The following is a 25,146-nucleotide window of genomic DNA, read 5'->3' on the forward strand; positions in this document are numbered from 1 at the left end:
AGACAGGGAAGAGAGGTTTATTCAACAGCGGTTCGTTCCTCAGGGTACAAAACTTTGTAAATAAACCCGATTGCAGCGAACATCCCGATTTTTCATCGGGATAAAGCGCAAAGCGGGACTGAAAATGCCAAGTGCACAGAACCTTCCATTTCCAAATCAATAAAAAATCAAAATTTTACGAAAATTAGCCCATTATTTATTCCGTTCTGTGAGGATACAGACCGGGGAGTTGGTGTTAATATTAATTAAACGGATGTTTATTAAAGGCTACCTGGCTCATTGCACTTTTTTCGTACAGGGCAATACAGGCTTTATTAAAAGCAGGATCGAAGTTTACTTCTCCAGGCTGTAATGTAGCTGGCACATTTCCGTTTTGCATGAAGAAGTAAACCTTTGTATTGCCATATTTGGTATGCGGCATTAAATTGCCATAATCTTCCATTTCTTTCCAAACCGAATCCTTAACCGTTACCACATAAATACGTTGTACAGGACCAGTGTTATTGGCGTTTCTATACTTTGCAACTTCTTTAAAACCTGCTTTCATATCTTCAACACCTGGCTGGTCGAATACATCTTTTACCATAAAAAATATCAGTATTAAAACGCCGATGGTAACAATATAAACTAAGGGTTTTTTGTTCATGGCTACAATAAAGGCAATATTTTTTCCATAACCGTCAGGCCTTCGTCAATATGTTTTTGCTCAATGCAAAGTGCCGGACGGAAACGTATGGTTTTTTCACCACAGCCCAAAAACATTACATTGTTGTCCAGTCCTTTACTGATAAAAGCATTGCGCATTTCTTTGTTGGGAAAATCGAACGAACACAATAACCCTCTTCCGCGTACATTACTCATTTTATCGAACCGATGCGACAGGCTTTCTAAATGATCTCTTAAATAAGCCCCAACTTTAGTTGCATTTTCGCAAAGATTATCTTCTTCTATAATCTGTAAAATCTGGGTTGAGCGAACCATATCAACTAAATTACCTCCCCAGGTAGAGTTAATCCGGCTTGGCACTTTAAATACGTTGGTTTCAATTTCGTCTACCTTGTTGCCAACGAGAATGCCGCAAACCTGCATTTTTTTACCAAAAGCGATGATATCTGGTCGTGCTTTTTCGCTAAAATGCTGATGGCACCAGAATTTTCCTGTTAAACCCACCCCGGTTTGTACTTCATCATAAATCAAAAAGGCTTCATTTTCATCGGCCAGTGTTTTAAGCTGGATTAAAAACTCTTCGCGTAAATGGTTGTCGCCACCCTCTGATTGTATAGGTTCGATAATAATGGCACAAATTTCGTCTTTGTTATCGGCAAAAGCCTTTTTGATCTGCGCTAAAGAAGCTTCTTCTGTTTCAACAGCACGGTTTAAACGATCTCCTGAAAGTGGAAATTTAACTTCGGGAACGGCAACCCTTGGCCAGTCGAATTTGGCAAACCATTTGGTTTTATCGGGCAGGGTATTGGTTAAACTTAAAGTATAACCCGTGCGACCATGAAAGGCCCTTTCGAAATGTAAAACCTTAAATCCTTTTTCTTCGGTATAACCTTTGGCAAAGTTTTTTTGAACTTTCCAGTCCATGGCTACCTTGATGGCATTTTCTACCGCTAAACCGCCACCTGCAATAAAAAAAGCATGCGGAAGGTAATCGGGAATACCAACTTTAGAAAATGTTTCTACAAACTGTGCATATTGCTGGGTATAAACATCCGAATTTGAAGGGTTGGCCAAAGCCGCCTGGAACAGACTTTTTTTGAACCCTTCATCATTGATCATTTTAGGGTGATTATAACCTAAAGGAACGGAAGCAAAACAGGTGAAAAAATCGAGTAGGGTCCTGTTATATTTCGAATCGTAAATATAGGCGCCGTTACTTTTTTCCATATCATAGGTAAGGTCGAAACCATCGGCCAAAATGTGTTTCCTTAACGATTCGTTAACGCGATCTGCAGGTACTGTTAATTGATACATAAACTTGGATTTGGTATATTCCAAATTTAGTTAAATGTGCCTAAAATCAAAATTTAAGCACTTTTTGTACCCTTAAGGCAAAAAATAGGTTTAAACTGTTTAAAGTACTTTAAATAAAAAAATATGCTTAAATAGCTTTTTATGTAATTATTTTTAAATTTGGGGGATAAAATAGGGGATAATGAAAACTAATTTTAAACGCTCTAAAGCAAGAATATTAAAATCTTGGAAAGACACCACTTTCAGGTTATTTGTACCATCGATTATCAACAAAGACAATAAGATTGAGGTACATTTCAACTTTTTTAACCCAGAAACTGGAAAAAATAAGCAGATTAAAAAAGCAAACGGTATTGATAGATACGCTCCAGAAAAAGTGTATGTTGGACAGGCTAATTTACTAGTTGATAGTCTAATTAATCTTTTGGAAAAGGGTTGGAATCCAATAAGTAACACTATGCCTGACTATAATAAACTAACTGCTAATAGCAATACAAATGATTGTATTAATGTTTGGATTGAACATAGGGAAGCAGATTTGCAGGCTAAAAAGATTAAAAAGGATGAACTTGAAACTACTGCAATGGTGTTAAGGTTTTTCAATAATTGGTTAAAGAAAAATAATCTACTTTATGACAAACCATCAATATTCACAAAAAATGATATTGATTCATTTATGCGTTCCATTGAGAAAAAACGAACACTTGGAAAAGCTACCTACAACAGTTATTTGTATCGCATAAATTATTTCTTTAAGTTTTTAGTTGAAGAAAGAGTGTTAACCAGCAATCCTTGTTTGGGTACATTCAAGCATAAAGTTAAGGGCTTACCAACAAGATTTGTAATTTTTGAAGGTGATGAGGTAGCTATGGTTAAAGAGAAATTGAAAGGCGTAGCAAAGTATGCTGATCTAGAATTAGCAATCAACTTACTATATACATATAGGATCAGAGGTGCAGAACAATTAAGAATTACAATAGGAATGTTTGATTTTGAAAACAATTTATTGCTTTGCCCTGCACAAGTAGTTGAGCGTGGTGAATTAGTGAATATGACGAAAAATGGACAACCTGCAGTGTTTAAATTGAACGAGCATATGATAACAATGATAAAAAGATATCTTGGTAAGGATATTGAAAATAAAAATTACTTTCTTTTTGGTGGGCATTGCAAGCCAAAGCCAGTACAAACCGCTCAACAACTATTCACTAACAAGTGGTCGCGGTTTAGAAAGGAAAATAATTTACCTCCTCACCTTCAGTGGTATGCTTTAAAGCATACGAGTAATTCAAATACTCTTTTAACAACAGGTAGTGATGCATTATCAATAATTAACAGACATTTGGACACTAATCAAATTAACAAATATACAGCAGAAATGAAACGTAAAATGACTATTGAAGTTGATGATACCCACAATTTTTAGGGACTAATTTTTTTACCCCATTTTAAAATTGAAGCTGAAAGTGATTCTATCTTTTCAGCTTTTTGTGTTCTTTTAGGTTTATTCTTTTCTTTAGAAAAAGTTTTTTTAATGGCTAAAGTATCAGCTTTAACTAATTCTTGATTTTTAGTTAATTCGATGATGTGTTTTTCCAAGCCGCATATCTTATCCATTAGCAAATTAAATTGCTGGATTGAAAGGGTGATATGTGTTTGTTGCTCCACATATCCTAAAGTAATTGGGAGATTAAAAAAGTCAAGCGCTAGTACTAAATATTATGGGGGGTGAGCGCAAATGGGGGGGTAGATTGAAACCCACTCATTCGCATACAATGCACTCCGTGCATGTTTCACCTGTTGGAAGCAAAATACTTCGTACGTTGGAATGACTAAATGAACGATTACTGTTTAAGCTTACTCTAAATCAATTAATTTATTAGAAATGAATAATCTAGTTGGAATGAAGTAATCAATTGTTTACATCGATTAATACATAGTTATTCTAAAAAAAAATATTCAGTTGAAGTAATATCATTAATTGTAGAACTGAATTACTCAGATTTACTTCGTACGTTGAAAGATGGTAAACCTCGGTTATCGTTGGAATATGTCAATACAATGTTTCAATTTGATTTACCAATAGATGAATACTGTTTAGGTTTCCAATCGATATTTATAATACATTAACTACTGCTTACTGTTGAAATGATTCCATCATAACTTGTTTATTATTCCAACTTCTTTTTCTTCAATAACTCCTTAAAAGTTTTTATAAGCAAACCAGTAATTGAATTTTACTTTTTCTCATTCCAATGAGTTATATATATAATACGAGAATTTATTCGAGTATTATATATATAGATTATTAGAAAAATAAATATAATTAGTGTTTAAGTATATAATAGGGGTACTTTTTTGCAAATTATGGATTTTGATATAAGTTTCCGAAGGGGTACTTTTTAGGATTTTTTCAGTAATTCAGGATTTTGATATAACTTTCCGAAAGGGTACTTTTTTTGTGCAAATATTGTTTGGTTATCCTTATTAACCGAAGGGGTACTTTTTCAACTTCTAGTTATTTATTTAATTGGACTTGATTTTTTTCACCTTCCAAGTTACTTTAGATTAAAAGTTTTTGAAAATATTTTCACTAGAAAAGACACTGTCATTCCAGGTAAGGTATTTATTAGAAATGAGTTTCACTTATTGCGCTGGTAGCACCATTCCTTTCAAATTGATGGTACTATCAGCTTTAGCTTTTGAAAGGGCTAATAATACTGTGAAGCTAAGCTAAATGTAATAACAGATGAAACCAATAGTAAAACTATCTATAAACATTCCCGCAGCAATAATCGAAATCCTGCAATCAAAAGATGAATGTAAAACAGCATTCCAATTAAATAAGTATGTATTCTTCTCTGCAGTGTTGTATGCTGCAACCGATAATTCAAAAGAACTAAATAGTCACGACCTTTACGCTACAATGATGGTTAATAACGTCAAAGGGATGGTCATAAAGAACAACCTTATCAAATGGGGCATAATTGAAATTACCAGTACCGTTCAATTCAAGAAAGCAGGTAAAAATTCATTTTCTGCAAACAACAGTTGTACCTATCGTTTAAACCCTGTTTTTATCGGGTGTATTACCACCTACACATTTTTCTCTTCAACAGCAAAGTTTGTAACTAAACCAGAAGTGTATTGGCTCACGGGTGGTGAAATAATCGAAAAAGCTACAGAAAAGGAGGTAAAGGAATTGGCTATGCGAAAAAAAGCTTTAAAGCGCACAGTTGACCCAAAGAATGCAGATGTTCTTGCTGTTGCTACAAAAGATGATTTCTTTATCAACCACAATGATGTCGATATTGATTTGACCGATCCATTCTGGAGTGACGACCATTGCACGAAAGCTATTACAGCGATTCCATCGGTATTACCTAAATCGAGTACTGATCAAGACGCCATACTTAAATTGAGTAGTACCTGCAGCGATATCAAGGAATTAACGCTAATTGATGATGAGGGTATCACAACAACTGTGCATAATTTCCATGATTACAGAGAGACAGCTCCCAATGGTTTGCCTTCAATGATAAACAAGCAACTAAGTTCGCTTTACAAACAAACAAACTACCATATAGTAACTATCGGTGATTGGAAAAATGATAAAACCCTAAAGTTTTCAAAAGAAATAATTACTTGCAATAGTTACCAATTAACCTTCTTAGAGGCAGTGTAGTTTTTAATGACGTATTTTTCCGATGATTAAGATGTGACCAATATTTTTTTGCATCCCAAAGAAAAATATAGAAACCTATAATGAATAATTTTGGTAGTTTATCTGAACTATTAAAACCAACTAATGTTAACAATACCTTAAAGATATGATTTCGAAATTGGATTAATTCCTATCTTTAATTTATGATAAGAAAAGAAGCAAACGATCTAAATGATTATTACAATGGTATAGTTGGTAAAACTTATGATGGAAAATATTTCAACGCTTTAGTCATAGTGCCAGAAAACGGAGAGAACATTGATAAATTAGTTTACCATATGATGCATAACGAACCAATGAATGCTTCAAACCTTTTGGCAACCTATGATTCGTTCAAGGTCTTAGCAGTGGCAGACTACGATATTAATACAAATCAGTTTGCAGTTAGAGAAGTACAAGCACTAGCAAAGGAAATGGAAGCAAACGATTTCGAATGGTCTGAATAATTATAAACCTCTCGTGCCCCTATCATAAATTTTGTCGGGGTTTTATTCTTGCGAAATAGTTAATGAAGAGCTGCTCGTGGAAATTCATACTATTAAATCTAGTTAAATTCTAATTACTTCTTACTGTATAATGTAAGATGTGCTGCGATGATTTAATCTTTATCAGGTTTGAATTCCTCCAAAAGCATCTGTGGGGAAATTTCAAAAAAATCTGAAATGTCAAATATCATGGAGACCGTAGCATTCACCACACCTCGCTCAATTCTTGAAATTTGCGAATAATCAAGATCCAATTTGTTGGCAAGCTCGGCTATGGTCAACCCCTTTTGTTTACGATATTTTTTGACGTTGTGTGCGAGGGTGATAATTCCTTGTTCATTGCGTCTTTTTTTCCCTCCTTTTATCTGTCCACCTTTTTTCTTTGCGCCATTTTGCATTGGACTAAGAAAAAGAAAAGCTCAAGTTGTATATAGGGATTAAAATCCCTATTTTTGTGTTTTAAAATACTCTCATGAAATCTAGATTCACATTAATTTTTCTCACAATTTTTTGTATTTGCTCTTGCAACCAAAAAACATCGGTTAATCAAACCAGTAATGATCAAAGCACTGCAGACAAATCTGCTAACCTAAAGGATCTTGAAGATTACAAACTTTCCCTGCTGGGAGATCCAATTTCTAAGGTTGACGAAATCCTTGGTGAACCAGATACAAAGGGTAATTCATATAGTTTTAAGACTGGGCATTATATTTACTATAATAAAGTTATTGATAGGGGTGAGGTAAAGCATTTAGTTATCTACTACGTTCGTATCGGAAGAAATGCGCCTTACCGTACTGTAGAGGATATTCAAGCAATCTCGGATGGTGGAACTTATGCGAATTCAAGATATGGCTCTTTTGTTGTTCAAAAACCAGTTGGGTTTAGTAGTAAAAATAGTGGAGTTGACAATCTGAAGTCACAAATTGATTTAAAAGTCAAATCTGTTAATCTTAATACCCTTAATACTTACGATGAACCTTATATTAATGGTAAGGCATATTTCTATTATGATGATCAGTTGCACCTAAAGGCAATTAAATATAGCTGGCAATATGTTCAGGGTTTTGAAGATGCGACCATTTATTACTTTGATAACGACAAGTTGATTTACATTAGTAGCAAAACTCCTACCAGCAAAATAAAGCATTCAGAAAAATATGTGCAGAATGATGAAGTCAAGGTTGCACTATATGATGGTGACGAGAAACCCTGCAGTGATGGAGCAGATTGCTACTTCGACAAATTTAGCAACGCTTACAAGTTATTAGATCAATATTATGCAGGTCAGGGGGATTAAATAACCGCAGCATCATGAAAAGATATACTCCGCCTCAATACACAAATCAGAATCCTACTGTTTCAGGAAAAACATCCCTAACATCAAGTACAGATTTCATTGTTGATGTATTTGGCACGAAAACCCATTCAAATCCAATATCCAATTTCTTTGAAAATTTACGTGGATTTCTTTTGGTGAAACTGGTTCTTCCAATAGCAATGTTCCTTGGGATGTTCCTATTGTTGGCACTCGTTATTTGTGCGTTCGGAAAAGATCAAATCTTTGGGGAGGCAGGTAAATGGTGGGTTGGCATTGGAGTTCCAGTAGTATTTGGGCTTTGCATATTTTCGACCAGATGGGGTAATTTAATCTTTACTGCATGGATTATGTTGCTTTACCTTGTGTTTATAATCATCCCTTTGGGATATGTTATTGTAACTTTAATGAAACCAGTTTTGGAATATTTAAGCATAATGTAATGGAAAGAAAATTAACTGGTGACGAAAATATTGATGAACTGTCAGTACATCAATATTTAGCACTTAAGATATTTGTAAGCCGACTTGACGCTGAAGAGCGATTAAATGGTAGCTTATATGGCTTGGATTTGAAACGATTGGCATCTGATGCATCTCTGCTTGCCAAGGAAGCAATACAAGGATTTCACTGAAAATTGTTTATTGATAGATCTATCATTCTGGAACTTTAAGAATTTATTATGAGAATTACACATGTTGATTTGCATGATGTTGCAATAGATTGCAATAAAATATTGGAAGAATTAGGCAGTCATGATGAGTTGAAGCTAAAGCCTAATGGATCAACCACAACTATACTTTCCAAGAACATCAATTCAGGTGAAGTGGTTGAGCTTTATGAAGATATAGTGCTATGGGAGGGTTATGCTTTCCTCAATGGTTATGCTACTGCACTAAAAAACTTGAAGGTAGAGAGCGCCAATGTCACGTACGATAATGAGACTACGCATAAGCCCTCAAAAACTTTGTTTGGGATATTTAAAAGAAACAAATAAGTATAATGGGCGTTTCAATCTTAGGTTTAAACTCAATGTGTGTTAAGCTAAATGGAATTTTAGAAAATCTGGAAAAACCATATCAATGGTCTTACGATGCAGGTGGTGATACAATAATCTTGCTATGCAAAAATACCAATAGCGAAACCACCCAATATATCTTCCAAAGCAATTCGATTCAAGAATGTTTTAATTATTTAACTGGCTATTATTTAGGATTACGTCACTTAAGTATGCTTGTTTAATGCTGTTTCCCATCATGTAATAGGCTATGATTAAGTAAAAAAAATGCAGAAATTCTTGTATCCCAACTTTATAAAAGATTTTATAGAAATTTTACTGTAATTGAGGTTATTTTTTGAAATAGCTTTATTTTGCTTTATCTTTTGGAATTATTTAAGAGTGCTTCTAAGTTATGTCAACTGCAGAATATCTATATTTCATTTATTTTTTGCCACTAGTGCTTGCTTATTGGTGGGGATATAGTAGAAGGTCAAAATCCTTAACATTTATTCCCAAAATCCCATTAACAGATCAGGACAGGTTGAACTGTTCAATTTTTGAAAGATGTAAAACTGTACACTCAGCAGCATTAATTGAAGCGACTCAAAAAACATTTTTTCGGCAGGTAGAATATGGTAACGTTATCTATGATGTTACACTGCAGAAAACTAATTATGGTGTTTGGGATTGGATAACCATAAAAAAGTATGAACCGCCTGTACTCACTCACAAATTTGACAATTACAATTTCTGAACACTAGAACGTTTTTAGTGAAAAGTCAATATTTCTGGTCAATTTTTTTGGTCCCAAATTTTTTACAAGGGTGTTTCCCAAATTTTCCAGTCGAAACTGATCCAGACTTTGAAAGGCACATCGGGCAGGTATTTCCCAGGTGCTGGGAGGTGTGCCAGTAGTAGGGTACCAAAGGGTGGGGTAGCACTGGTGAATAAAACGCACCAGAATTTTACGGAAGTGTTGAAGAGACACCCACCTAAATGGTAATAATTAACAGAAATGTTAACTTTTTTTAGGTAAATTCAAGCTAAAATCCACGTTTCTACTGTTAAATAATATATGTTTCGATATGTATTCCTAGGGTTCTACCTAGGTTTAACCCAGGTTATGCACGGGTTATTTTGCACTCTCCATTAAGCCTAGCTTCTTGATTTTGGTAATTGTATTTAGGTTGACACCAGTTAATTTTGAAATCTCAACACCTTTTAGATTGCCCATTTTTAGGTATTCCAAAACTTTACTATTCCTTGGCTTGCTGAGGAATTTTAAAGAATCTTCTTTTGTTCCAACTTTTCTACCACTATAAACACCTTTAGCTTTAGCGATCAAAATACCTTCTCTTTGTCGCTCTCGGATTTGAGTTCGCTCCATTTCGCTTACAACCCCAAGAATACTTATGATCATTCGGGATATTGAGTTCTCGTTGCCATTTTCATCAAGGGTTTTCAGTCCTTGATTGATAAAAGTTATCGACACACCTTTTTTTTTAAATAATTCAATAGTGTTCAACAAATCCTGTACATTTCGACATAACCGATCAATGCTGCTAACAGTCAGCGAGTCTATTTTCCCAGCATTTAATAGTTTTATAATTTCTTTTCCCTTGTCTCTATCAGCAAACGCAATCGAACCGCTACAGTAGTCTTCAAAAACTTTGAAACCTGCAGTGTTAGTCTTTTGTCTGTCTGTTTTCTGATCAAGCGATGAAACTCTAATGTATAAAATATCCATATTTTAGATTGGTTTAATTTTACTCTAAATATACGAAAAAACATCTTATTATCGCCTGGAAATCAATGAATTATGTTTTTATGTTCATTGCCATAATTCGTGCTTTTAAAGTGTACCCTAAAAGGGAAGTTATGTATTGAATATGTGATTAAATTTCTTCCGCAACGATCTTTCAAATGTTACCGCTTCAATTTGCGTATCAAATGCGATTGTTCTGTATTCAATGCTTTCGAGGTTTAAGAACACATACTGCTTTTTCACCTCACTTCTCCTTGTACCTTTACCAAAAGGGATAGGCAGTAATGAGCAAAGCCTTGAGGCTACATTAGAAGCCCTGCCAAATAGAATTAGCTCTTTTGTGTCCTTATTTCTCAATTGGTATACGCCATATCCCACTGGTGCGGTGAGTCTGCCTCTCAAATGAGGGTTCGGGAAAGATTTCCATGTAGACCATTTTTCCATTATTATTCATATTTTAGCCAATCATTTGATTCGCATTCTCGCTGCAATTTATAGTTTTCTATTGAAGCATTAAAATGTTATTGCGGAAGCTCAATAAAATATTAATTAGCGCATGTTCAAACTTTTTCTCTCTCTTGTATTCATTGCAATTTTATGTTCTTGTAAAACTTCTGTTGTTAGCCAGCGTGATAGAGATGAGCGAGCTAGGAAAATAATTCTAGCTTCAAAGATCAAGGAGAGGCATTTATACTCCTATAATTATAAGTTTGGTGAAGTTGATTCCTCATCAAAGTTTCTCTCGATGAAAATCCTCTACGATGATCGAGGAAATACGGTTAAGGAGATAAATTATTCCGATGCGAAGAATCATCAATCCCCTCCAGACACCACTTATTATTTTTATGATGACAATAACTGTGCAAAACTGATTAAAAAAATCACTTACGAAATTGAGAGTGATACTACCATAACGGACTCAACTGCTGTTGTTACTGATACTTCTTCTTACAATACAAACTCTAACACATTTTTAGATTCCACGGTAATTGATACGGTAGTTGAGGAGTCGGAAACAAACATCTACCAGCCAATTTCTTATCAACATGCAATGCCAGTGAGTAATACACCGTTTCATCGCACGGTTTCGAAATATGTATACACTTACGATGAAAATTTCAATAAAGCCACTATGAAATACATAGTTGATGACGTCTTAATTAATGTAATTAATTATACCTACGCAGATGATAATCAAATGTTAAAGGCAACGGCTTACACAGCCGACAACAAGGTAAGTTCTAGAACAGAATATACCTATAGTGCTAATATACAAAGTGGGTGGAACGAGTATGGTGAAAATAACGAGCTGTTTGAACGGGTATCCACTAGCTATCTACCAGATAAAAAACAGCGGAATTCTGTATATAATAGTGAAGGGAAATTAATTCGGGTTGAGCTTATCAAGTGGGACAATGGTGATGTTTTGGAATATGTTGTCGATAATAAGGTGGCAAATTCAATAGAAAAAGTTGTACGTGAATATTATAAACAGGGGTTGGTAAAAGCTATCAAAAGGTTTAGAGATGAAGAACCAATAGAGTTTAAGCAGGGAATCATCATTTACTGAGGCTGGCTAAGAAAAATGCAGTTGTCGATACAACAAAGTCAATTAATCCCTGCCTCGATGTTGAGATATGAAATTGTATTTCCACGCTACCCAGTTGTAAGTTCTGCAGGTTTTAAACCTTCAACTTGGTAAACACATTCGACAAACTCGTTTACTTTAGACATATCATCTTCGGCTATGATGTAGCTCCTTTCTTCGATTGAAAAATCATACACACCGAAATTTTTAAAATAGTTTTTACTAAGCGAAAAATATTCCGAACCGTAATGTCTACTTGATGTAACTATGTAAAACCAGAACAGCTCAGTACTCATCAGTTTCGATAAGAATATTAATTCTGAAATATCGTCAGAAACCATTGCTAACCCGTTGTAGAATAGTAAATTTTCATCTGCATTCAAGACAAACTTTGGAATTTTGTTTGATATGTGTGGGAAGAAAAGCTTGTATTTATATTTATCCAGCGACTGGTTCCTACCGTAGGCATACCAATTCTCATATACTCCAGTGCCTTTATCTCTCTGGGATAGTATCTCTTTGTTACTAGTAAGGTAAGCATACGTGCTCGGGAATTTATTAAGCAGTTCCGTTTCGGGAATTAACTTAGGTTTCCCGTTGTGATATTCATAGGGAAAGATGATTTTTTGACCAATTAATTCGATGTTGTCGATGTTTATAAACCTATTCGCATTCACAATATCTTTGCATATTTGCTTCTCAATTTTATGGGATACTTCTCCAGAAGTATAATAATAAAGAGCATCTTCATGAAGAATTGAGAGGATGTAAACGTCATTTCTAAGGGTAGCGATCCCATTTCTCGATTTAAACTTTTTTCCAAGCGGAGTTCCTGTTTTTTCGATTTTATAAATGAGATCATACTGGTGCAGATTCCAACTGCTAACGGCAGTTAAACTTGAGTAGCGGATTTCACTTAATTTGTAATTTCTATTTTTAAAGTCATCTAGGTTTGAAATCCTAGTGTAATTAATTACATCGGACTCAATTTTCGAGATTTCACAGATACAGGTGTAGGTGGCTTTATTGTTAAATATCTGTTCCCCACCAAAATCTATTAAATTAATCTTAAATTTTTCATCTTGGAAATATTCTCTAAGTGCTCTGCCATTAACACTATTTAGGAAGGTATTCATCGTAATATAGCTTAATATTCCACCCCGTTTTAACATTAACATTCCAATTTGGAAAAAAGGGATGTATAAATCTGGGTGTCCACTTGCACATACTTTCCAATGCTTTAACAACTCCCTACTGTCAGTATCAATGTTGCGTGAACAAACATATGGTGGATTACCAACTATTGCATCGAAACCATTACCTACCTTAAATCCTAGATACCAGTTCGGGGTTAATGAATTCGCTTCCATTAGATTGAATTGAAAAGTGTGCTCATCTTCACCATATGAAATTGCTAGGAGGGAGAGTAAGATTTTCGACCTAGTAATTGAGAATTTTTGAATGTCACAGCCGAAAATATTTTCTCTGAAAATATCTTTAAAGGACTTATTGGAGAACTCCCTAAGTTTTATGGCTGCAGTGAAAAGGAAGCCCGCACATCCGCATGCTGGGTCACAAATAGTAATCTTTTCCCAATCTGAGATTTTTGAGAGTACGCTCTCTAAAATGAAATCCCTTATAAATTTTGGCGTGTATATTGCACCAGTAATTTTTTTATCTGATGGGGAGATAACAAATTCGAATAAACCAATTACTTCCTCAAGTGAGAAAACAGGCTGAATTTTTAAAAAGTCCGTTAAATTCTGGAAATCAATATCTGATGGCTGAATAATTAATGAATTTATTAGCTCATTTTTGATTTGTCTATTTTCTTGTGAAAAGAGAAAGGATGACACGATCAATCTGTTGATCAAGTTTTGGTCTGTTGAGTACCCTTTTAAAAATTTTAAGACTTCTTTGCTTACTATCAAAATATTTATTGGTATGTAAAAAAACAATTTTTAGCTCTTGTAGGCTTCCCGTAAATCAATTTCGAAAAAGAAATATTCAATGGCATAGCTCCGCATCTTCTCGTCGATTTCATCGTACTTCTCGCTGCCAACAGGATAAGTCTTCAAAATTACAGCTAATTCTTCAATACTCTGCTTTAATGTCCTCAAAGTCCACAATAACTTAATCGGATGTTCACGTTCATCAAATTTGAATGCTCTAGTTGCCATCCATTTTCCGAGGTTTGTTTTTCCAATTATTGCTCCTTCTTTGTTACGGTAGAATTGCTTGTCGTATTCTGGATCGCATGGATCTAAAAATCCCTCATCGTTTAGATGATATATCGTTTCGCTATTTGTAATCCACAAGGAACTCTTATTGTTATTGCAGAATTTGCAAGAATAAACTAGATTTTTGTAGTCGACAACGGTAAGTGTTCCGCTTTTAAGAAAAAAATCTTTTGGAACAAAATGATCCACTTCATAAAATGTATGTTTAAAGTATTCATGGGCATCACAGTATGCACAGGATGAATTGAAATCGACCTCTAAGTCTTCTTTGTGTTTAGTCCAATCTTTACTAGGTTTTCTTGTTGGTGTAAGGCGTCTTGTCGGTGTTTGAGAACGTAGTGGGAACATTATTTAGCTTTTAAAGATTCAACATATTTTAGTGCTTCTGTTTTTGCTGCTTCAAGTTTTTCAAATTTAGTAATATCATATAGGTGAATAGGAATTTCATTGGTACGTTTATCCAATCGATAAAGTTCGAGCTGTGCCTCTATCAGTCTATGTTTTTCCTCGCTATTCAAACCTTTTTCTTCGCCTTTATTTATTAAATTTTGTAATACCACTTTATTTCGCCCAATGAGATTTTTGTAATCCACAATGTTTTTCACTAATATATCTTCGAAATGTTTCAAATTTTCATTTGCTTCTACTTTATCATAGATGATGTTCGGAATTTCTACGTTTGGAAATGCGTCCGCCTGTTCATTAGTGAAGATTATCATTGGAAATTGTGGTTTGATTTCTCTAAACTTTCTTGCAACTTCATCACCATTATATAATAGAACATTATTATCAACCAAAAAATAATCGATCATTAACATGTCAATATCGGATGAATAAATTTGGTCAATTAATTCCGATATGGGCATATGCTTGGTGATGTTGTATCCTATTACGTCAAAGTTATCTCGAAGATCCATTTGATAAAGTAATACTTGGTCAGGATCTTCATCGACATATCCGATTTTATATTTCATTTTAATTCGTTTTAAGTTTGATTACAGTTTTGAATCCCTCATTAGTGTCAATGATTTCTATCTCTCCATCGTTATCATTTACCGTATTTTTAACTAAGTACATACCAAGACCAGTGCCAATATCATTTCCCAACCTGTCTTTCTTTGAAGTCGTAAATGGTAAAAAAACCGAATCCTTATCGCTCTTGAATACATCAGGTAGTCCCAATCCATTATCGGAGTAGGTAATGGATATAGTATTATCAATATACTCCAATAAAATATTAAGTTTTCTCTCTCTTGGCTCTCTCATATTATGAAATGAATCTATCGAGTTGGAAATCAAATTGCTAAAAATTGTATTCAAGTCTATCTCAAAGGCTTTAAAAGTATAATCTTCCTTAATATTGTTTTGCAATTCGATAGTTATCTCACGCTTGTCGAAAACCTTTCTCCAATCAGAAATTAGTGTGTTAAAATATTCATCCAGTCTTATCACCCTTCTTCTCCGTTTGTTTTTCTTAATGGAAGTTAGGGCATAGTCAACCCAATGCATCATAAGTTCCGAATCTTTTTTGAAGATTCTCATTAGTTCTAAACCATCCCTGTAAACATATTCATCAGTCGGGTCAATAGGAGTTAATTTGGAATAAACTTTTTCCAAATGATTTATCCGAGAAAGGTTGTTTCGAACACCTTTTAGTTCATGAGAGAATGATGTTACAATTAGACCTAAACTTGCCAATGTTCTAACTTGGGACATCTCATTCTCTTCTTCTTCCTTTTGCAAGGGTCTAACGAGTGACTTCTGAATTATTTCTTGGTATGACTTTAATTCTTCTGCTATGTTTTCATAAGGCTGAGACTGATCATTGCCTGCAGTTTTCGCACTTAATTTTTGTGCTTCTCTCTGCTCAATTATTAGTTCAGCTAGTCTTAAAGCTTCCGCTTCAGCCTCACGTTCTTGTTTCTCCTTTGCAATTCGCTTCATTTCAAGGTAGAACGGATGTAGTACTTTTGTACGATCAAGCTCAAATTCTTTAACAATATCTGTTAATAAATTTTTTAGAACTTGAAAGGATTCGTTTTCAATCAAAGCCCCACGGTCGGATTTGTCAATCAAATCGCTATTTCCAACTCTTGAGATGGTCAATAGACCTGAAATCTGATTTGCTCCAACTCTCCAGTCTCCAATTCTTTGCCCTGCGCCTGCAGTACTTTGACTTGCTCTGTCGCCTAATTTCAACCAATCATTTCCGTTTTCTCCATAGGGTCTCACTCTAAACGAATCCCTGTATATTTTTATTCCACCAAATTTATCAATCAGAGCCTTTCGTTCCTTTGCATTGATTACTTTGTATGGGTAGCCTTCCTTTTTAGAGATCTGATTCTTTAGGAAAAAAAAGCTGAACCTAAATGCGCCAATATTTTGAAATTTTCTTTCATTTTGGGGATCATTCTCCCATTTTGTCAATTCAAATACCGACCTTGAATACTTGAACTTCTTTTCTTCAAAAGTTTTGAGGTCTAATGGTGGTTTTGCATTAGTGAATAAATGAGAATATTGTTTTCGTACAATCCCTAAATCTAGTTCATTTCTCTCAATTTCAATTTCTACCTTCAAAGTTTTAGGATCAAAATTTGCTACAACTTTGGTGTCATAATCATTTAAAAAGGACGTCTGAACCTCTCCAAAATCATCTGGAGATTGTTGGGAGATACATGCAACATGAAATGGAATTTTCAACTCCTTTGGGGGAACTAAAGCCTCCAAGCTGTTGTATACGCTCCTAATATTTTCCTTTGACCAAGAATCCTTCAATTCTGTGATCTTAATCGCTGTTCCTGACTCGAATTTCACTGACTTTAAATAAGACCTTACCGTGTCCTTATCTATAAAACTGAGCTTTAAATATTGTTGTAGATTTTCATGCCTATCAGTTAAGGTCGAAGTAATTTCGCCTATCGCTAAATTACCTACCTCAAATTGTTCCCAATCCATTTCCCAAAACAGATTTGTAAAATGTTCGTTGGTTTTAGTGGATGTGAACATCTCTGTTTTGCTTCCCAATCTATCTAAAGCAAATCTACCAATTCCCTTTGCACCAGTTTTCACTCTTCCGCCATTTGAAACATAATCAACCTCCTTATTTCCTGTACCTATTTCCATCCAATGGTTTGCGATGGTTTTTCCATCCATTCCAGTCCCATTGTCTATAAGATAGATAGCATTGTCCCGAAAGAAATATTTTTGTAAAATCCTTGTTTCTGATTGCTTTAACCCTTTGTCTAATATATAACCTTCATCATTTTTTTTGTAAAATTCTTTAATATTGGATGAATCATTAATGTGTTCGTATTCATCGAAACTTAACGTCTCTGGTACACTTTCACACACTATATCGAAAATTATTAAACAGTTATTTGCATCTGCATCATAAGCATTTTTCACCAGCTCAATGGTAGCGCCTTCAGGATTTGTAAAATTCTGCTGACCGATTAATTTGGCTGTTCTGGCGGATACTTTGAATGGAATTTGCTGCATGTTTCTATTATTACCTCAATAGATATCTATCAATAGACTGGTAATTTACGATGTTAACTTTTTTATTGCAATTAGAAAAAGTTATTTCAAATTATTTTACATACTCGATATATAAAACAGTGATATTTCGTTGAGTATCTGCGGTAATTTTGGTATTCATTAGGGGAGGACATTGTATGGATTTTGTTTAAATTCATATTTGTCTATACTCTGTAGTAGAAAATTGATCAATTTAAAGTTAATTTAGTGCTAAATAAATCTTTATGTTACAGCACTCAGATACACTGATCCATTCTACCAAAATTGATACCACTAAAATATTAGAAACCCGAATAGTTCTAGATACTCTTCGTCTGCCCTCAAATCAATCTCTCGATTTGATCGGTAAGGTAGATACATTTTATAATAACGCCTGGAGCAAACTCATTTGGTTTGTCGCTACCTTAGTGACCCTTGGTGTGATAGTTATACCTATTTTGATTCAATGGTACCAACGAAGGCAACTGCAGTTAAATAAAGAAGAATTAAAAACTGAAATCAAGAAAGAGTTTGAAGAAACGCTCTTGGAGTTAAAACAAAAGAACCAAGAAAACTTGGCAGAATTGAGAACCGAAATGGAAATCCTTGCCAAAGGAATTGGAGCCAATGCTACAGCCTACATTGCAATGCAAGCAAAGAGATATGAAGTCGCAACTAACTCTTTCGCTAACGCTGTCCATGCATTGCTTTATTCCAATGATTTGCTCAACGCAAGAATAGCACTGAGTAACTGGAAGAAGTGTCTAAATGCTGAGGGCGTTACTAAGAATAAGATATTAACATATGCTAAGAACATGGGCGGTGATTATAAAAAGAAAGTTAGGGAAATAAGGGAATTAGTGGTGGATAACGATATAATCAATTCTTTAAATGAGATTGACGCAATTTTCGATGCTTTACCCGAAGATAATCAAGAAGAAAAATAGCACGCAAAGTAATTGGTTTTGTTGATAACTCGCAAAACATAACTTCAGTTTTTTACCTATAATTGCAACGTAAGGGGTTAGAGCCTTACATCAGTAGCGATATTAGAGCGTTAATCTTAATAGAAAGGTCACTGCAGCAAATGTTCGTGACCTTTTCTTTTTAATAAAAAGGGGATAAATGCGGGGATAAAATCAGTGCAAAACTTCTATTTTACAGCAATTTTTAATTCTAAATATAGCTTTAAATTGAAATAAAGCATATTATTTGATGGTTGATTTAAACTGTTTAAAGTATGATTATAGACAAAATCGAGTTTTGGACTTCAGAAATGTGGAAAACTTTTTTGTTAAAAAGCCGTGTAAACCTCGCAGGTTTTTGAAACCTGCGAGATTTTAATATGAAAAAGCCTGATAATTTATTGAGCTATTTTTTTGAAAACCCTTATAAGATTGTCAGCAATTATCTTATTCCCCTTATCCGAGGGATGAAGACCATCATACGTTATTTTCACTGCATCCAATGGGTAAGGATAATCATCACCTTTGGAATTGAAAGGGATAGATGCTGAAGCAGGGTATTTATAGTTTTGGTATTCACCGGTGGAAGGATTCTTCAGTCTTTTAAACCTTACTGCTTTTTCCAGTTTGAGTTTTTGATTGTGGTAAAGATCTACCACAGGAAAGTTTTCGTGTTTTGCAATTTCGATTATTGCATTGGCAAACATCTCTAATGTCTGACCGTTTTTAGCCTTATACGATCCGAATGCGTTGTTGTTGGCGTCAGCTACGTAAACAAAATCGTTTCGCTGCATTGGGGTTATAATTACAATTTTTGCATTGGGATTTAATGTCCTGATTTTGTTAACAATAATACGGTAAGCTCCGCAGGTAGTACCGGTACCTGTATTGTTAAGGTAATCGTTGATTGATCCGACAGGTATGCCGGACCACCAATCGTTCGTGCCTAGGAAAATTGAATATAAATCAGACTGAACAATACCTAATTTCTCAATTTCTTTCGCAATGCCCACAGTGGTCCAGCCGTTATGGCCCTGGTTTATGTAGTTGATGTTTGGCAGTTGATCTTTAACCCTATCCAGATATCCTCTTTTTACACGGTTTCCGGTTTCATTTAAATGGTTATTGAGGTAAGTAATGGAATCGCCGATGGCTGTCCATTTGATCTCTTTTGCGGGGATAAATGAAAAGTTAATAATGGATAGGAATAAAAATGATGTAATTATATTTTTAAAGGATTTTCTGCTCATGCCTTGTTCAAAATCTTGGTTAATCCATAGTTGAAGACTGGCGATGAATTTAGCGAGAATATTTTATGTTTTGAAGTGATTGATTCTTTAAAAAAACAGATGCCCGGATAAAAGCCCAAACATCTATTTTTTCAGGGTATTGATCTATTTTTATTTTAACTTAATGAATGATAACCTACATTTAACCTATCGCAACATGATCACAGGTTAAATAATTTATAGGGGGCTTCAGCAATGAGGCCCTTTTTATTCCCCACCGATTATATCAACCAGAAAATTAAGCGCATCTGCAGAATGTAGTGCTTTAGTTGATTGCATGGTCATATCAGCTGTTTCGGAAGATCTTTTCAACATTTGTTTCTCATAAGCTGAAATCGCATCCCCACTGGTCTGGAAATTTTCATTTTTTAAACATTGGCTTAGTTCGAGCGCATCGAGCATGGCCATATTTACACCTTCTCCCGCATAAGGAGGCATCAGGTGTGCCGCATCGCCGAGCATGGTCAAATTTGGGAGAGTTTCCCAGTTCTGATCCAATGGCATGCAGTATTGCGGACGTGGGACAAAAGCACCCGATGCATTTTCGAACAGCTCGAGCCAAAGCGGATCCCAATCCGAAAATGTCTCTTTAAACCATATAATTACCTGGTTTTTATCTGAAAAATCGATTCCAGACGCCGTTACCCAGTTTTCAGGTGCATTACAGCCGGTATAAAAAACCAAACTACCATCGCCTTTTGAACTTACAATGAGCGATTTCTCACCACCCATGGCAAATATTTTTCCACCATTTAACAGTGCATGCATATTTGGTGCGGCTGTTTCAGATGAATAAACAGCACCTTCTACAATGGTAACACCCGAATAAAAAGGCTTAATAGGGGTAATGTACGGCCGGATTTTAGAGTTTGCACCATCAGCGGCAATGACGATGTCGGCCGTAACAAAAGTTCCGTTTTTAAATTCAATCCGCCACGAATCCTTATCGGGTTGAAGTGATACAAAGTGACTGTTCCACACCACAGTATCTTTTTTCAATGAATCTAAAAGTATTTTTTGTAACGGACCGCGGTCTATTTCAGGGCGGAAAGCCTCTCTGTTGTCTGTATCGTTATCCTCGAATACAATGTTGCCATGCTGATCAATAATGCGGGTACGATCGGCTCCGGGGCGGTAGTTGGCCATAAAATCATCCATCAATCCGGCTTCTTTCAGTGCAGCCAAACCCGATTCTTCATGCAAATCGAGTGTTGCACCTTTTGGCCTTGCATTTTCATCAGCATCGCGTTCGTAAACATTTACTTTAAATCCGTCCATTTGTAGCAAGCGGGCCAAAGTTAAACCACCGGGACCGGCACCGATGATGGCGATTTTTTTATTTTTTAAGTTGTTCATGGTGTTTCTGATTGGTTATGCCTTTAATTACAATTTCACAGCAGGTTAAAACTAGCTCTTCATTAATAATTTGCTGCGGGCGGTCTAAATGATCGAAATATTCAGCTACAAGATCCTGAATAGGTGAAAAAAGCAGGGCCCTGTGCACATCATGAGGTAAATCGGGTATCAGGCCGGTTTTAACATGGGTTTTTAAAAAGCGATGTATTGGCGCAAAGAATTCTCCCTGCTGTATATTTTTTTCCTGAAAAGCCTTATTTAAAAGCGGAGAGGATTTTCCATACTGGATTAAAGAGAAGGAGGGTTTATTATTTTTAAGGTAGTGAAAAGTATTTAACCACAATCTTTTCATGCCTTCAGCAAAACCCATTTCAGGATTGAAGTTTTCCAATATTGCTTTTTCGTAAGTGCCCAGTACTTCTTCGATAAAGAGTTTGACCAATAAATCTTCCTTGTTTTCGTACTTGATGTAAATGGTGCGAGGAGATATATTGGCTGCCTTGGCAAGCTTTTGCATGCTGAGGTTTTCCAATCCCTCTTCAGAAATAATTTTTAAAGCAATTGAACGTATGGCTTCTTCCTTCTCTAAATTTTTTGGCCTCATATTATGATATTATGTTGTAATTAATACGGATCAAAAGTAAGTAAACGTTTGTTTACTTTTAGATTTTATTGAAGATATTTAACTGATTTTGACAAATCAAACGCTATAAATAATTTTTAACCACAGATGCACACAGATAAACACGGATTTTTTATCTGTGTGCATCCTTTCCATCTGTGGTTAATTTTTTATCCAAAAAGTGTTAAGTATTTTCCTATACTAAAACTTATCCTCCATCCCAAATAAGCCTATTAATCCGCCGGTATGGATGGCGAGAATTTTATCATCTTCGCCGATAAATCCCTTTTTTTGCAGATCTGCAATAGCAAAGCACATTTTTGCAGTATAAACAGGATCTAAAAGCAAGCCGGTTTGAGCAGTAAATGTTTTAATAAAATCGATCAGTTGAGGGGTGGTTTTGGCATAGCCGCCAAAATGATAATCAAGGTGCAATGCTAAATGATCGGAAAGGGGAGTGTATTTTGCTATTTCATCTTTAATAAACGAGCCGCCTTTTAATACGGGGATAATGTGGAGTTTGGTGTTTAATCCTTGTTGCTGAATTCCTTTTAATAATCCGGCTGCGGTAGTACCTGTTCCGGCAGCACAGAAAATATGATCATAATTTTCAATGAGTTCGCTGATGATTTGTGCGCAGCCAATTGTAGCTTCAGGCGAGGCTCCTCCTTCATCAATAAAATACGCTTCATCATTTGTAGCAAAATGCAACTCAAACAATTTATGTTTATCCCGGTAACTTTCGCGGTTGGTAAAAATGAGCTGCATGCCAAATAAGCTGCAAAGCAATAACATTTCATTCTTTACTTCTTCACCTCTTACAAAAGCTGTTGATTTTAATCCCGATCTTGCTGCTGCCGCGGCCGTAGCCACCAGGTGATTGGAATAAGCGCCGCCAAAGGTTACTAAATGTGTTTTGTTTTCTGCTTTTGCCCTGGCTAAAATGTATTTGAGTTTGCGCCACTTATTGCCCGAAATATAAGGGTCGATCAGGTCATCGCGTTTAACAAAAAGATTGTTAAATGGGGGCAATGTTATCTTTTGTACAGGACTATATATTTCTTCGAACACGTGTAAAAATAAAAAACACCTGAATATTTCAGGTGTTTTTAAGCAATATTATATTTGAAAATTGATTATTGGCCAATACCAAGACCTATACCTGCATTAACCATGCTGTATTTTGCCTGGGTATAAGAACCGTAAAATTTAAAGAAACCAAATTTTAACTGAAAACCTAAGCTTGCCCTCACACCATCAATATCAGTTTGTTTAACCGAAACCGGATCTACATAAGTTGCATTGCTTGTGCCATCTTCAAATTTATAGGTACCTAAAGCTTTTAAATTAGTGTTGGATATTTGATAACCCACGCTGGCAAAAGGAGTAAAAAACAATATTTTTTTCGATACGATGGCATCAAAATTTACCCCATTAAATTTTGCATCAATACGCTGATCAGAATTTGCGGTATTATTAATATTCAATGGCAAATTATATTTATACTGGGTAAAACCGCCGGCAATTGCAATATCTACAGGTACTAATTTTTCTGTTGTAGAACCCATAAATAATGGTAAAAGTTCAACTTTGGCGCCAAAACCAATCATCGATAAACTTCCCAAATCGCTGCCGATTTTTATTTTAGGCATGGCCCTTAAAGTAACATCGATATTTTTTGGTAAACCCAATGTAGCCTGGATCTGTGCAGACGGCACCACATGGAAACCAACACCCTGTGGCAGGTTGAAGAATTTGCCTGTAGGAATTCCACTACTGGTGTAAATCTGCATTTTGCCACCTTCGCTATCGTTGCCAAATGCCGTTGGGCCAATTGAAGAAGCACCTGGTGCAGGTTTGATATTACTTAATCCCAATGCGTTTACATCGTAACTTCTGGCCGATTGCGGAACAAAAGCTGCAGAGGCAGAAACACGGACATCAAATTTTAAAAAACCTTTTGATCTGGCAGTATTCGACCATCCATCAGTTAATCCCAATCCCAAACCTTTATATAACGGGTCGAAATAGGCATTAATTAATTTGGTTGCATCAGCAGGACCAGAAACAAATAAGCTTCCAACATCTTGTTGTGCGTTTGCCTTTTGGGCCATTACCAATAAAAATAAAGCACAAGCGGCTTTTAAAGAGTAGCATTTCTTCATATAAATGATTTAGAATGTTTTTATTAGGATAAAGATAATGCTGTTTTTCCGAAAACTGCAATCATTGAAAAATTCTTGAACTTAAAAGTTTATTTTTGCCCAATGGAAAATGTGGTCGAATTGCAGGAATCAGAAGAGCAGGAATTATATGAGCATTTAAAAATTATTGTCGATAAAGGGCAGTCTTTGCTGCGTATTGATAAATTTTTGATGGTACGTGTAGAAAATGCCTCACGAAACCGTATTCAGAACGCAATAGATGCCGGTAATGTACTGGTTAACCAAAAACAGATCAAATCGAGTTATAAGGTAAAACCTTTCGACGAGATATCTATCGTGCTGCCACATCCGCCACGCGATACCGAAGTTTACCCGGAAGATTTACCGCTCGATATTATTTACGAAGACAGTGATCTTTTAGTGGTAAATAAAGCTGCCGGAATGGTGGTACACCCCGGATTTAACAATTATACCGGTACGCTGGTTAATGCTTTGGCATTCCACTTTGAGCAACTTCCGCAATTGCCGGGTAATGATGGCCGCCCGGGTTTGGTGCACCGCATTGATAAAGATACTTCGGGTTTATTGCTGATCAGTAAAAATGAAAAATCGATTACACACCTCGCACGTCAGTTTTTCGATCATAGTATTACGCGTAAATACATTGCGCTGGTGTGGGGCGATATTGAGCATGACGGAACAGTAACCGGTTACATCGGCAGAAGTGCTAAAGACCGCCGCGTGATGGATATTTATGATGACGAAGAAAAAGGCAAATGGTCGGTAACGCATTATAAAGTACTAAAGCGTTTGGGCTATGTAACGCTGATCAGCTGTGAGCTTGAAACCGGCCGTACCCACCAGATCAGGGCACACATGCAGCACATCGGGCATCCGCTTTTTAATGATGCTATGTACGGCGGCGATAAAATTTTAAAAGGAACTACTTTTAACAAATACAAGCAGTTTGTAGATAACTGTTTCGAATTATTACCTCGTCAGGCTTTACATGCGCAGAGTTTGGGTTTTATCCATCCTACCACTAAAGAATACATGTATTTCGAATCGCCTTTACCGCCCGATTTTAAAGCCGGCTTAACCAAATGGGAAAATTATATCGCCACATCATAAAA

At 35.5% G+C, this 25,146-nt stretch carries 26 protein-coding genes; 11 read left to right on the forward strand and 15 right to left on the reverse strand.

Annotation, left to right across the window (positions count from 1 at the left end):
• Positions 1–241: 241 nt before the first annotated feature.
• Positions 242–646: a hypothetical protein gene (locus DRW42_RS24490; protein ID WP_113951507.1), complete on the reverse strand. Its 405-nt coding sequence runs from the start codon at positions 644–646 to the stop codon at positions 242–244.
• Between the two features lie 2 nt (positions 647–648).
• Positions 649–1,980 (reverse strand): L-lysine 6-transaminase, encoded by a 1,332-nt coding sequence (gene lat, locus DRW42_RS24495; RefSeq protein ID WP_113951508.1) that lies wholly within the window; start codon positions 1,978–1,980, stop codon positions 649–651.
• Positions 1,981–2,161: 181 nt separating this feature from the next.
• Between lat and DRW42_RS24500 the strand changes: the two genes are divergently transcribed.
• A complete protein-coding gene (locus DRW42_RS24500) occupies positions 2,162–3,406 on the forward strand; it encodes a tyrosine-type recombinase/integrase (protein WP_113951509.1) in 1,245 nt (414 codons plus the stop codon).
• Here DRW42_RS24500 and DRW42_RS24505 read toward each other — a convergent pair.
• Positions 3,403–3,648, reverse strand: a complete 246-nt coding sequence (locus DRW42_RS24505; RefSeq protein WP_158544395.1) for a hypothetical protein — start codon at positions 3,646–3,648, stop codon at positions 3,403–3,405. The two genes, DRW42_RS24500 and DRW42_RS24505, sit on opposite strands and share 4 nt — an antisense overlap.
• A gap of 1,081 nt (positions 3,649–4,729) precedes the next feature.
• Here DRW42_RS24505 and DRW42_RS24510 point away from each other — a divergent pair.
• Both DRW42_RS24510 and DRW42_RS24515 read left to right on the forward strand, forming a co-directional pair.
• Positions 4,730–5,665, forward strand: a complete 936-nt coding sequence (locus DRW42_RS24510) for a hypothetical protein (protein WP_113951511.1) — start codon at positions 4,730–4,732, stop codon at positions 5,663–5,665.
• Positions 5,666–5,847: 182 nt separating this feature from the next.
• Positions 5,848–6,150 (forward strand): hypothetical protein, encoded by a 303-nt coding sequence (locus DRW42_RS24515; protein ID WP_113951512.1) that lies wholly within the window; start codon positions 5,848–5,850, stop codon positions 6,148–6,150.
• Positions 6,151–6,302: 152 nt separating this feature from the next.
• Here the strand turns inward: DRW42_RS24515 and DRW42_RS24520 are convergent, their stop codons facing one another.
• Positions 6,303–6,587 carry a helix-turn-helix domain-containing protein gene (locus tag DRW42_RS24520; RefSeq protein ID WP_113951513.1) on the reverse strand — a complete coding sequence of 95 codons (285 nt, stop codon included), beginning with the start codon at positions 6,585–6,587 and terminating at the stop codon, positions 6,303–6,305.
• Positions 6,588–6,661: 74 nt separating this feature from the next.
• On the opposite strand from DRW42_RS24520, the gene DRW42_RS24525 reads away from it, so the two are divergent.
• From DRW42_RS24525 to DRW42_RS24545, 5 genes are read left to right on the forward strand one after another with little or no spacing between them, the layout of a single operon-like run.
• Positions 6,662–7,489 (forward strand): hypothetical protein, encoded by an 828-nt coding sequence (locus tag DRW42_RS24525; protein ID WP_113951514.1) that lies wholly within the window; start codon positions 6,662–6,664, stop codon positions 7,487–7,489.
• Positions 7,490–7,503: 14 nt separating this feature from the next.
• Complete coding sequence (locus DRW42_RS24530) at positions 7,504–7,950, forward strand: hypothetical protein (RefSeq protein ID WP_113951515.1); 447 nt, start codon at positions 7,504–7,506, stop codon at positions 7,948–7,950.
• On the forward strand, positions 7,950–8,141 hold the full coding sequence (locus DRW42_RS24535; protein ID WP_113951516.1) for a hypothetical protein: 192 nt from the start codon (positions 7,950–7,952) through the stop codon (positions 8,139–8,141). The genes DRW42_RS24530 and DRW42_RS24535 overlap by 1 nt, the downstream gene beginning before the upstream one ends.
• Positions 8,142–8,189: 48 nt before the next feature.
• Complete coding sequence (locus tag DRW42_RS24540; RefSeq protein WP_113951517.1) at positions 8,190–8,504, forward strand: hypothetical protein; 315 nt, start codon at positions 8,190–8,192, stop codon at positions 8,502–8,504.
• 5 nt (positions 8,505–8,509) lie between these two features.
• Complete coding sequence (locus tag DRW42_RS24545) at positions 8,510–8,749, forward strand: hypothetical protein (protein ID WP_113951518.1); 240 nt, start codon at positions 8,510–8,512, stop codon at positions 8,747–8,749.
• Positions 8,750–9,639: 890 nt separating this feature from the next.
• On the opposite strand, the gene DRW42_RS24555 is transcribed toward DRW42_RS24545, so the two are convergent.
• Positions 9,640–10,254 (reverse strand): recombinase family protein, encoded by a 615-nt coding sequence (locus DRW42_RS24555; protein ID WP_113951520.1) that lies wholly within the window; start codon positions 10,252–10,254, stop codon positions 9,640–9,642.
• Positions 10,255–10,383: 129 nt separating this feature from the next.
• Positions 10,384–10,716 carry a hypothetical protein gene (locus DRW42_RS24560; RefSeq protein ID WP_113951521.1) on the reverse strand — a complete coding sequence of 111 codons (333 nt, stop codon included), beginning with the start codon at positions 10,714–10,716 and terminating at the stop codon, positions 10,384–10,386.
• A 112-nt stretch (positions 10,717–10,828) separates the two neighbouring features.
• Here DRW42_RS24560 and DRW42_RS24565 point away from each other — a divergent pair, with 112 nt between their 5' ends.
• Entirely contained in the window at positions 10,829–11,842 is a 1,014-nt protein-coding gene (locus DRW42_RS24565) for a hypothetical protein (RefSeq protein ID WP_113951522.1), read from the forward strand.
• Positions 11,843–11,928: 86 nt separating this feature from the next.
• On the opposite strand, the gene DRW42_RS24570 is transcribed toward DRW42_RS24565, so the two are convergent.
• The 4 genes from DRW42_RS24570 to DRW42_RS24585 form a co-directional block, all read right to left on the reverse strand.
• Positions 11,929–13,716, reverse strand: coding sequence for an Eco57I restriction-modification methylase domain-containing protein (locus DRW42_RS24570; RefSeq protein ID WP_158544396.1), 1,788 nt, complete (start codon positions 13,714–13,716; stop codon positions 11,929–11,931).
• 105 nt (positions 13,717–13,821) lie between these two features.
• Positions 13,822–14,448, reverse strand: a complete 627-nt coding sequence (locus DRW42_RS24575; protein WP_113951524.1) for an HNH endonuclease — start codon at positions 14,446–14,448, stop codon at positions 13,822–13,824.
• Entirely contained in the window at positions 14,448–15,074 is a 627-nt protein-coding gene (locus tag DRW42_RS24580) for a response regulator (protein WP_113951525.1), read from the reverse strand. The genes DRW42_RS24575 and DRW42_RS24580 overlap by 1 nt, the downstream gene beginning before the upstream one ends.
• A 1-nt stretch (position 15,075) precedes the next feature.
• On the reverse strand, positions 15,076–17,598 hold the full coding sequence (locus DRW42_RS24585; protein ID WP_113951526.1) for a sensor histidine kinase: 2,523 nt from the start codon (positions 17,596–17,598) through the stop codon (positions 15,076–15,078).
• A 263-nt stretch (positions 17,599–17,861) separates the two neighbouring features.
• Between DRW42_RS24585 and DRW42_RS24590 the strand changes: the two genes are divergently transcribed.
• Positions 17,862–18,563, forward strand: a complete 702-nt coding sequence (locus DRW42_RS24590; protein WP_113951527.1) for a hypothetical protein — start codon at positions 17,862–17,864, stop codon at positions 18,561–18,563.
• A gap of 416 nt (positions 18,564–18,979) precedes the next feature.
• Here DRW42_RS24590 and DRW42_RS24595 read toward each other — a convergent pair whose 3' ends face one another.
• The 5 genes from DRW42_RS24595 to DRW42_RS24615 all read right to left on the reverse strand — a co-directional run bounded on the left by DRW42_RS24595 (position 18,980) and on the right by DRW42_RS24615 (position 24,013).
• Positions 18,980–19,831, reverse strand: coding sequence for an SGNH/GDSL hydrolase family protein (locus tag DRW42_RS24595; RefSeq protein WP_113951528.1), 852 nt, complete (start codon positions 19,829–19,831; stop codon positions 18,980–18,982).
• A gap of 246 nt (positions 19,832–20,077) precedes the next feature.
• The gene (locus tag DRW42_RS24600; RefSeq protein WP_113951529.1) at positions 20,078–21,226 is read right to left on the reverse strand and encodes an FAD-dependent oxidoreductase; all 1,149 of its coding nucleotides are present in this window, start codon (positions 21,224–21,226) and stop codon (positions 20,078–20,080) included.
• Positions 21,207–21,830, reverse strand: coding sequence for a TetR/AcrR family transcriptional regulator (locus tag DRW42_RS24605; RefSeq protein ID WP_113951530.1), 624 nt, complete (start codon positions 21,828–21,830; stop codon positions 21,207–21,209). The genes DRW42_RS24600 and DRW42_RS24605 overlap by 20 nt, the downstream gene beginning before the upstream one ends.
• 219 nt (positions 21,831–22,049) lie before the next feature.
• A complete protein-coding gene (locus tag DRW42_RS24610; protein ID WP_113951531.1) occupies positions 22,050–22,919 on the reverse strand; it encodes a 1-aminocyclopropane-1-carboxylate deaminase/D-cysteine desulfhydrase in 870 nt (289 codons plus the stop codon).
• A gap of 65 nt (positions 22,920–22,984) precedes the next feature.
• A complete protein-coding gene (locus DRW42_RS24615) occupies positions 22,985–24,013 on the reverse strand; it encodes a DUF6588 family protein (protein ID WP_113951532.1) in 1,029 nt (342 codons plus the stop codon).
• Between the two features lie 102 nt (positions 24,014–24,115).
• On the opposite strand from DRW42_RS24615, the gene DRW42_RS24620 reads away from it, so the two are divergent.
• On the forward strand, positions 24,116–25,144 hold the full coding sequence (locus DRW42_RS24620; RefSeq protein ID WP_113951533.1) for an RluA family pseudouridine synthase: 1,029 nt from the start codon (positions 24,116–24,118) through the stop codon (positions 25,142–25,144).
• Positions 25,145–25,146: the final 2 nt, after the last annotated feature.

This window comes from Pedobacter miscanthi (assembly GCF_003315595.1).
Taxonomy (GTDB): domain Bacteria; phylum Bacteroidota; class Bacteroidia; order Sphingobacteriales; family Sphingobacteriaceae; genus Pedobacter; species Pedobacter miscanthi.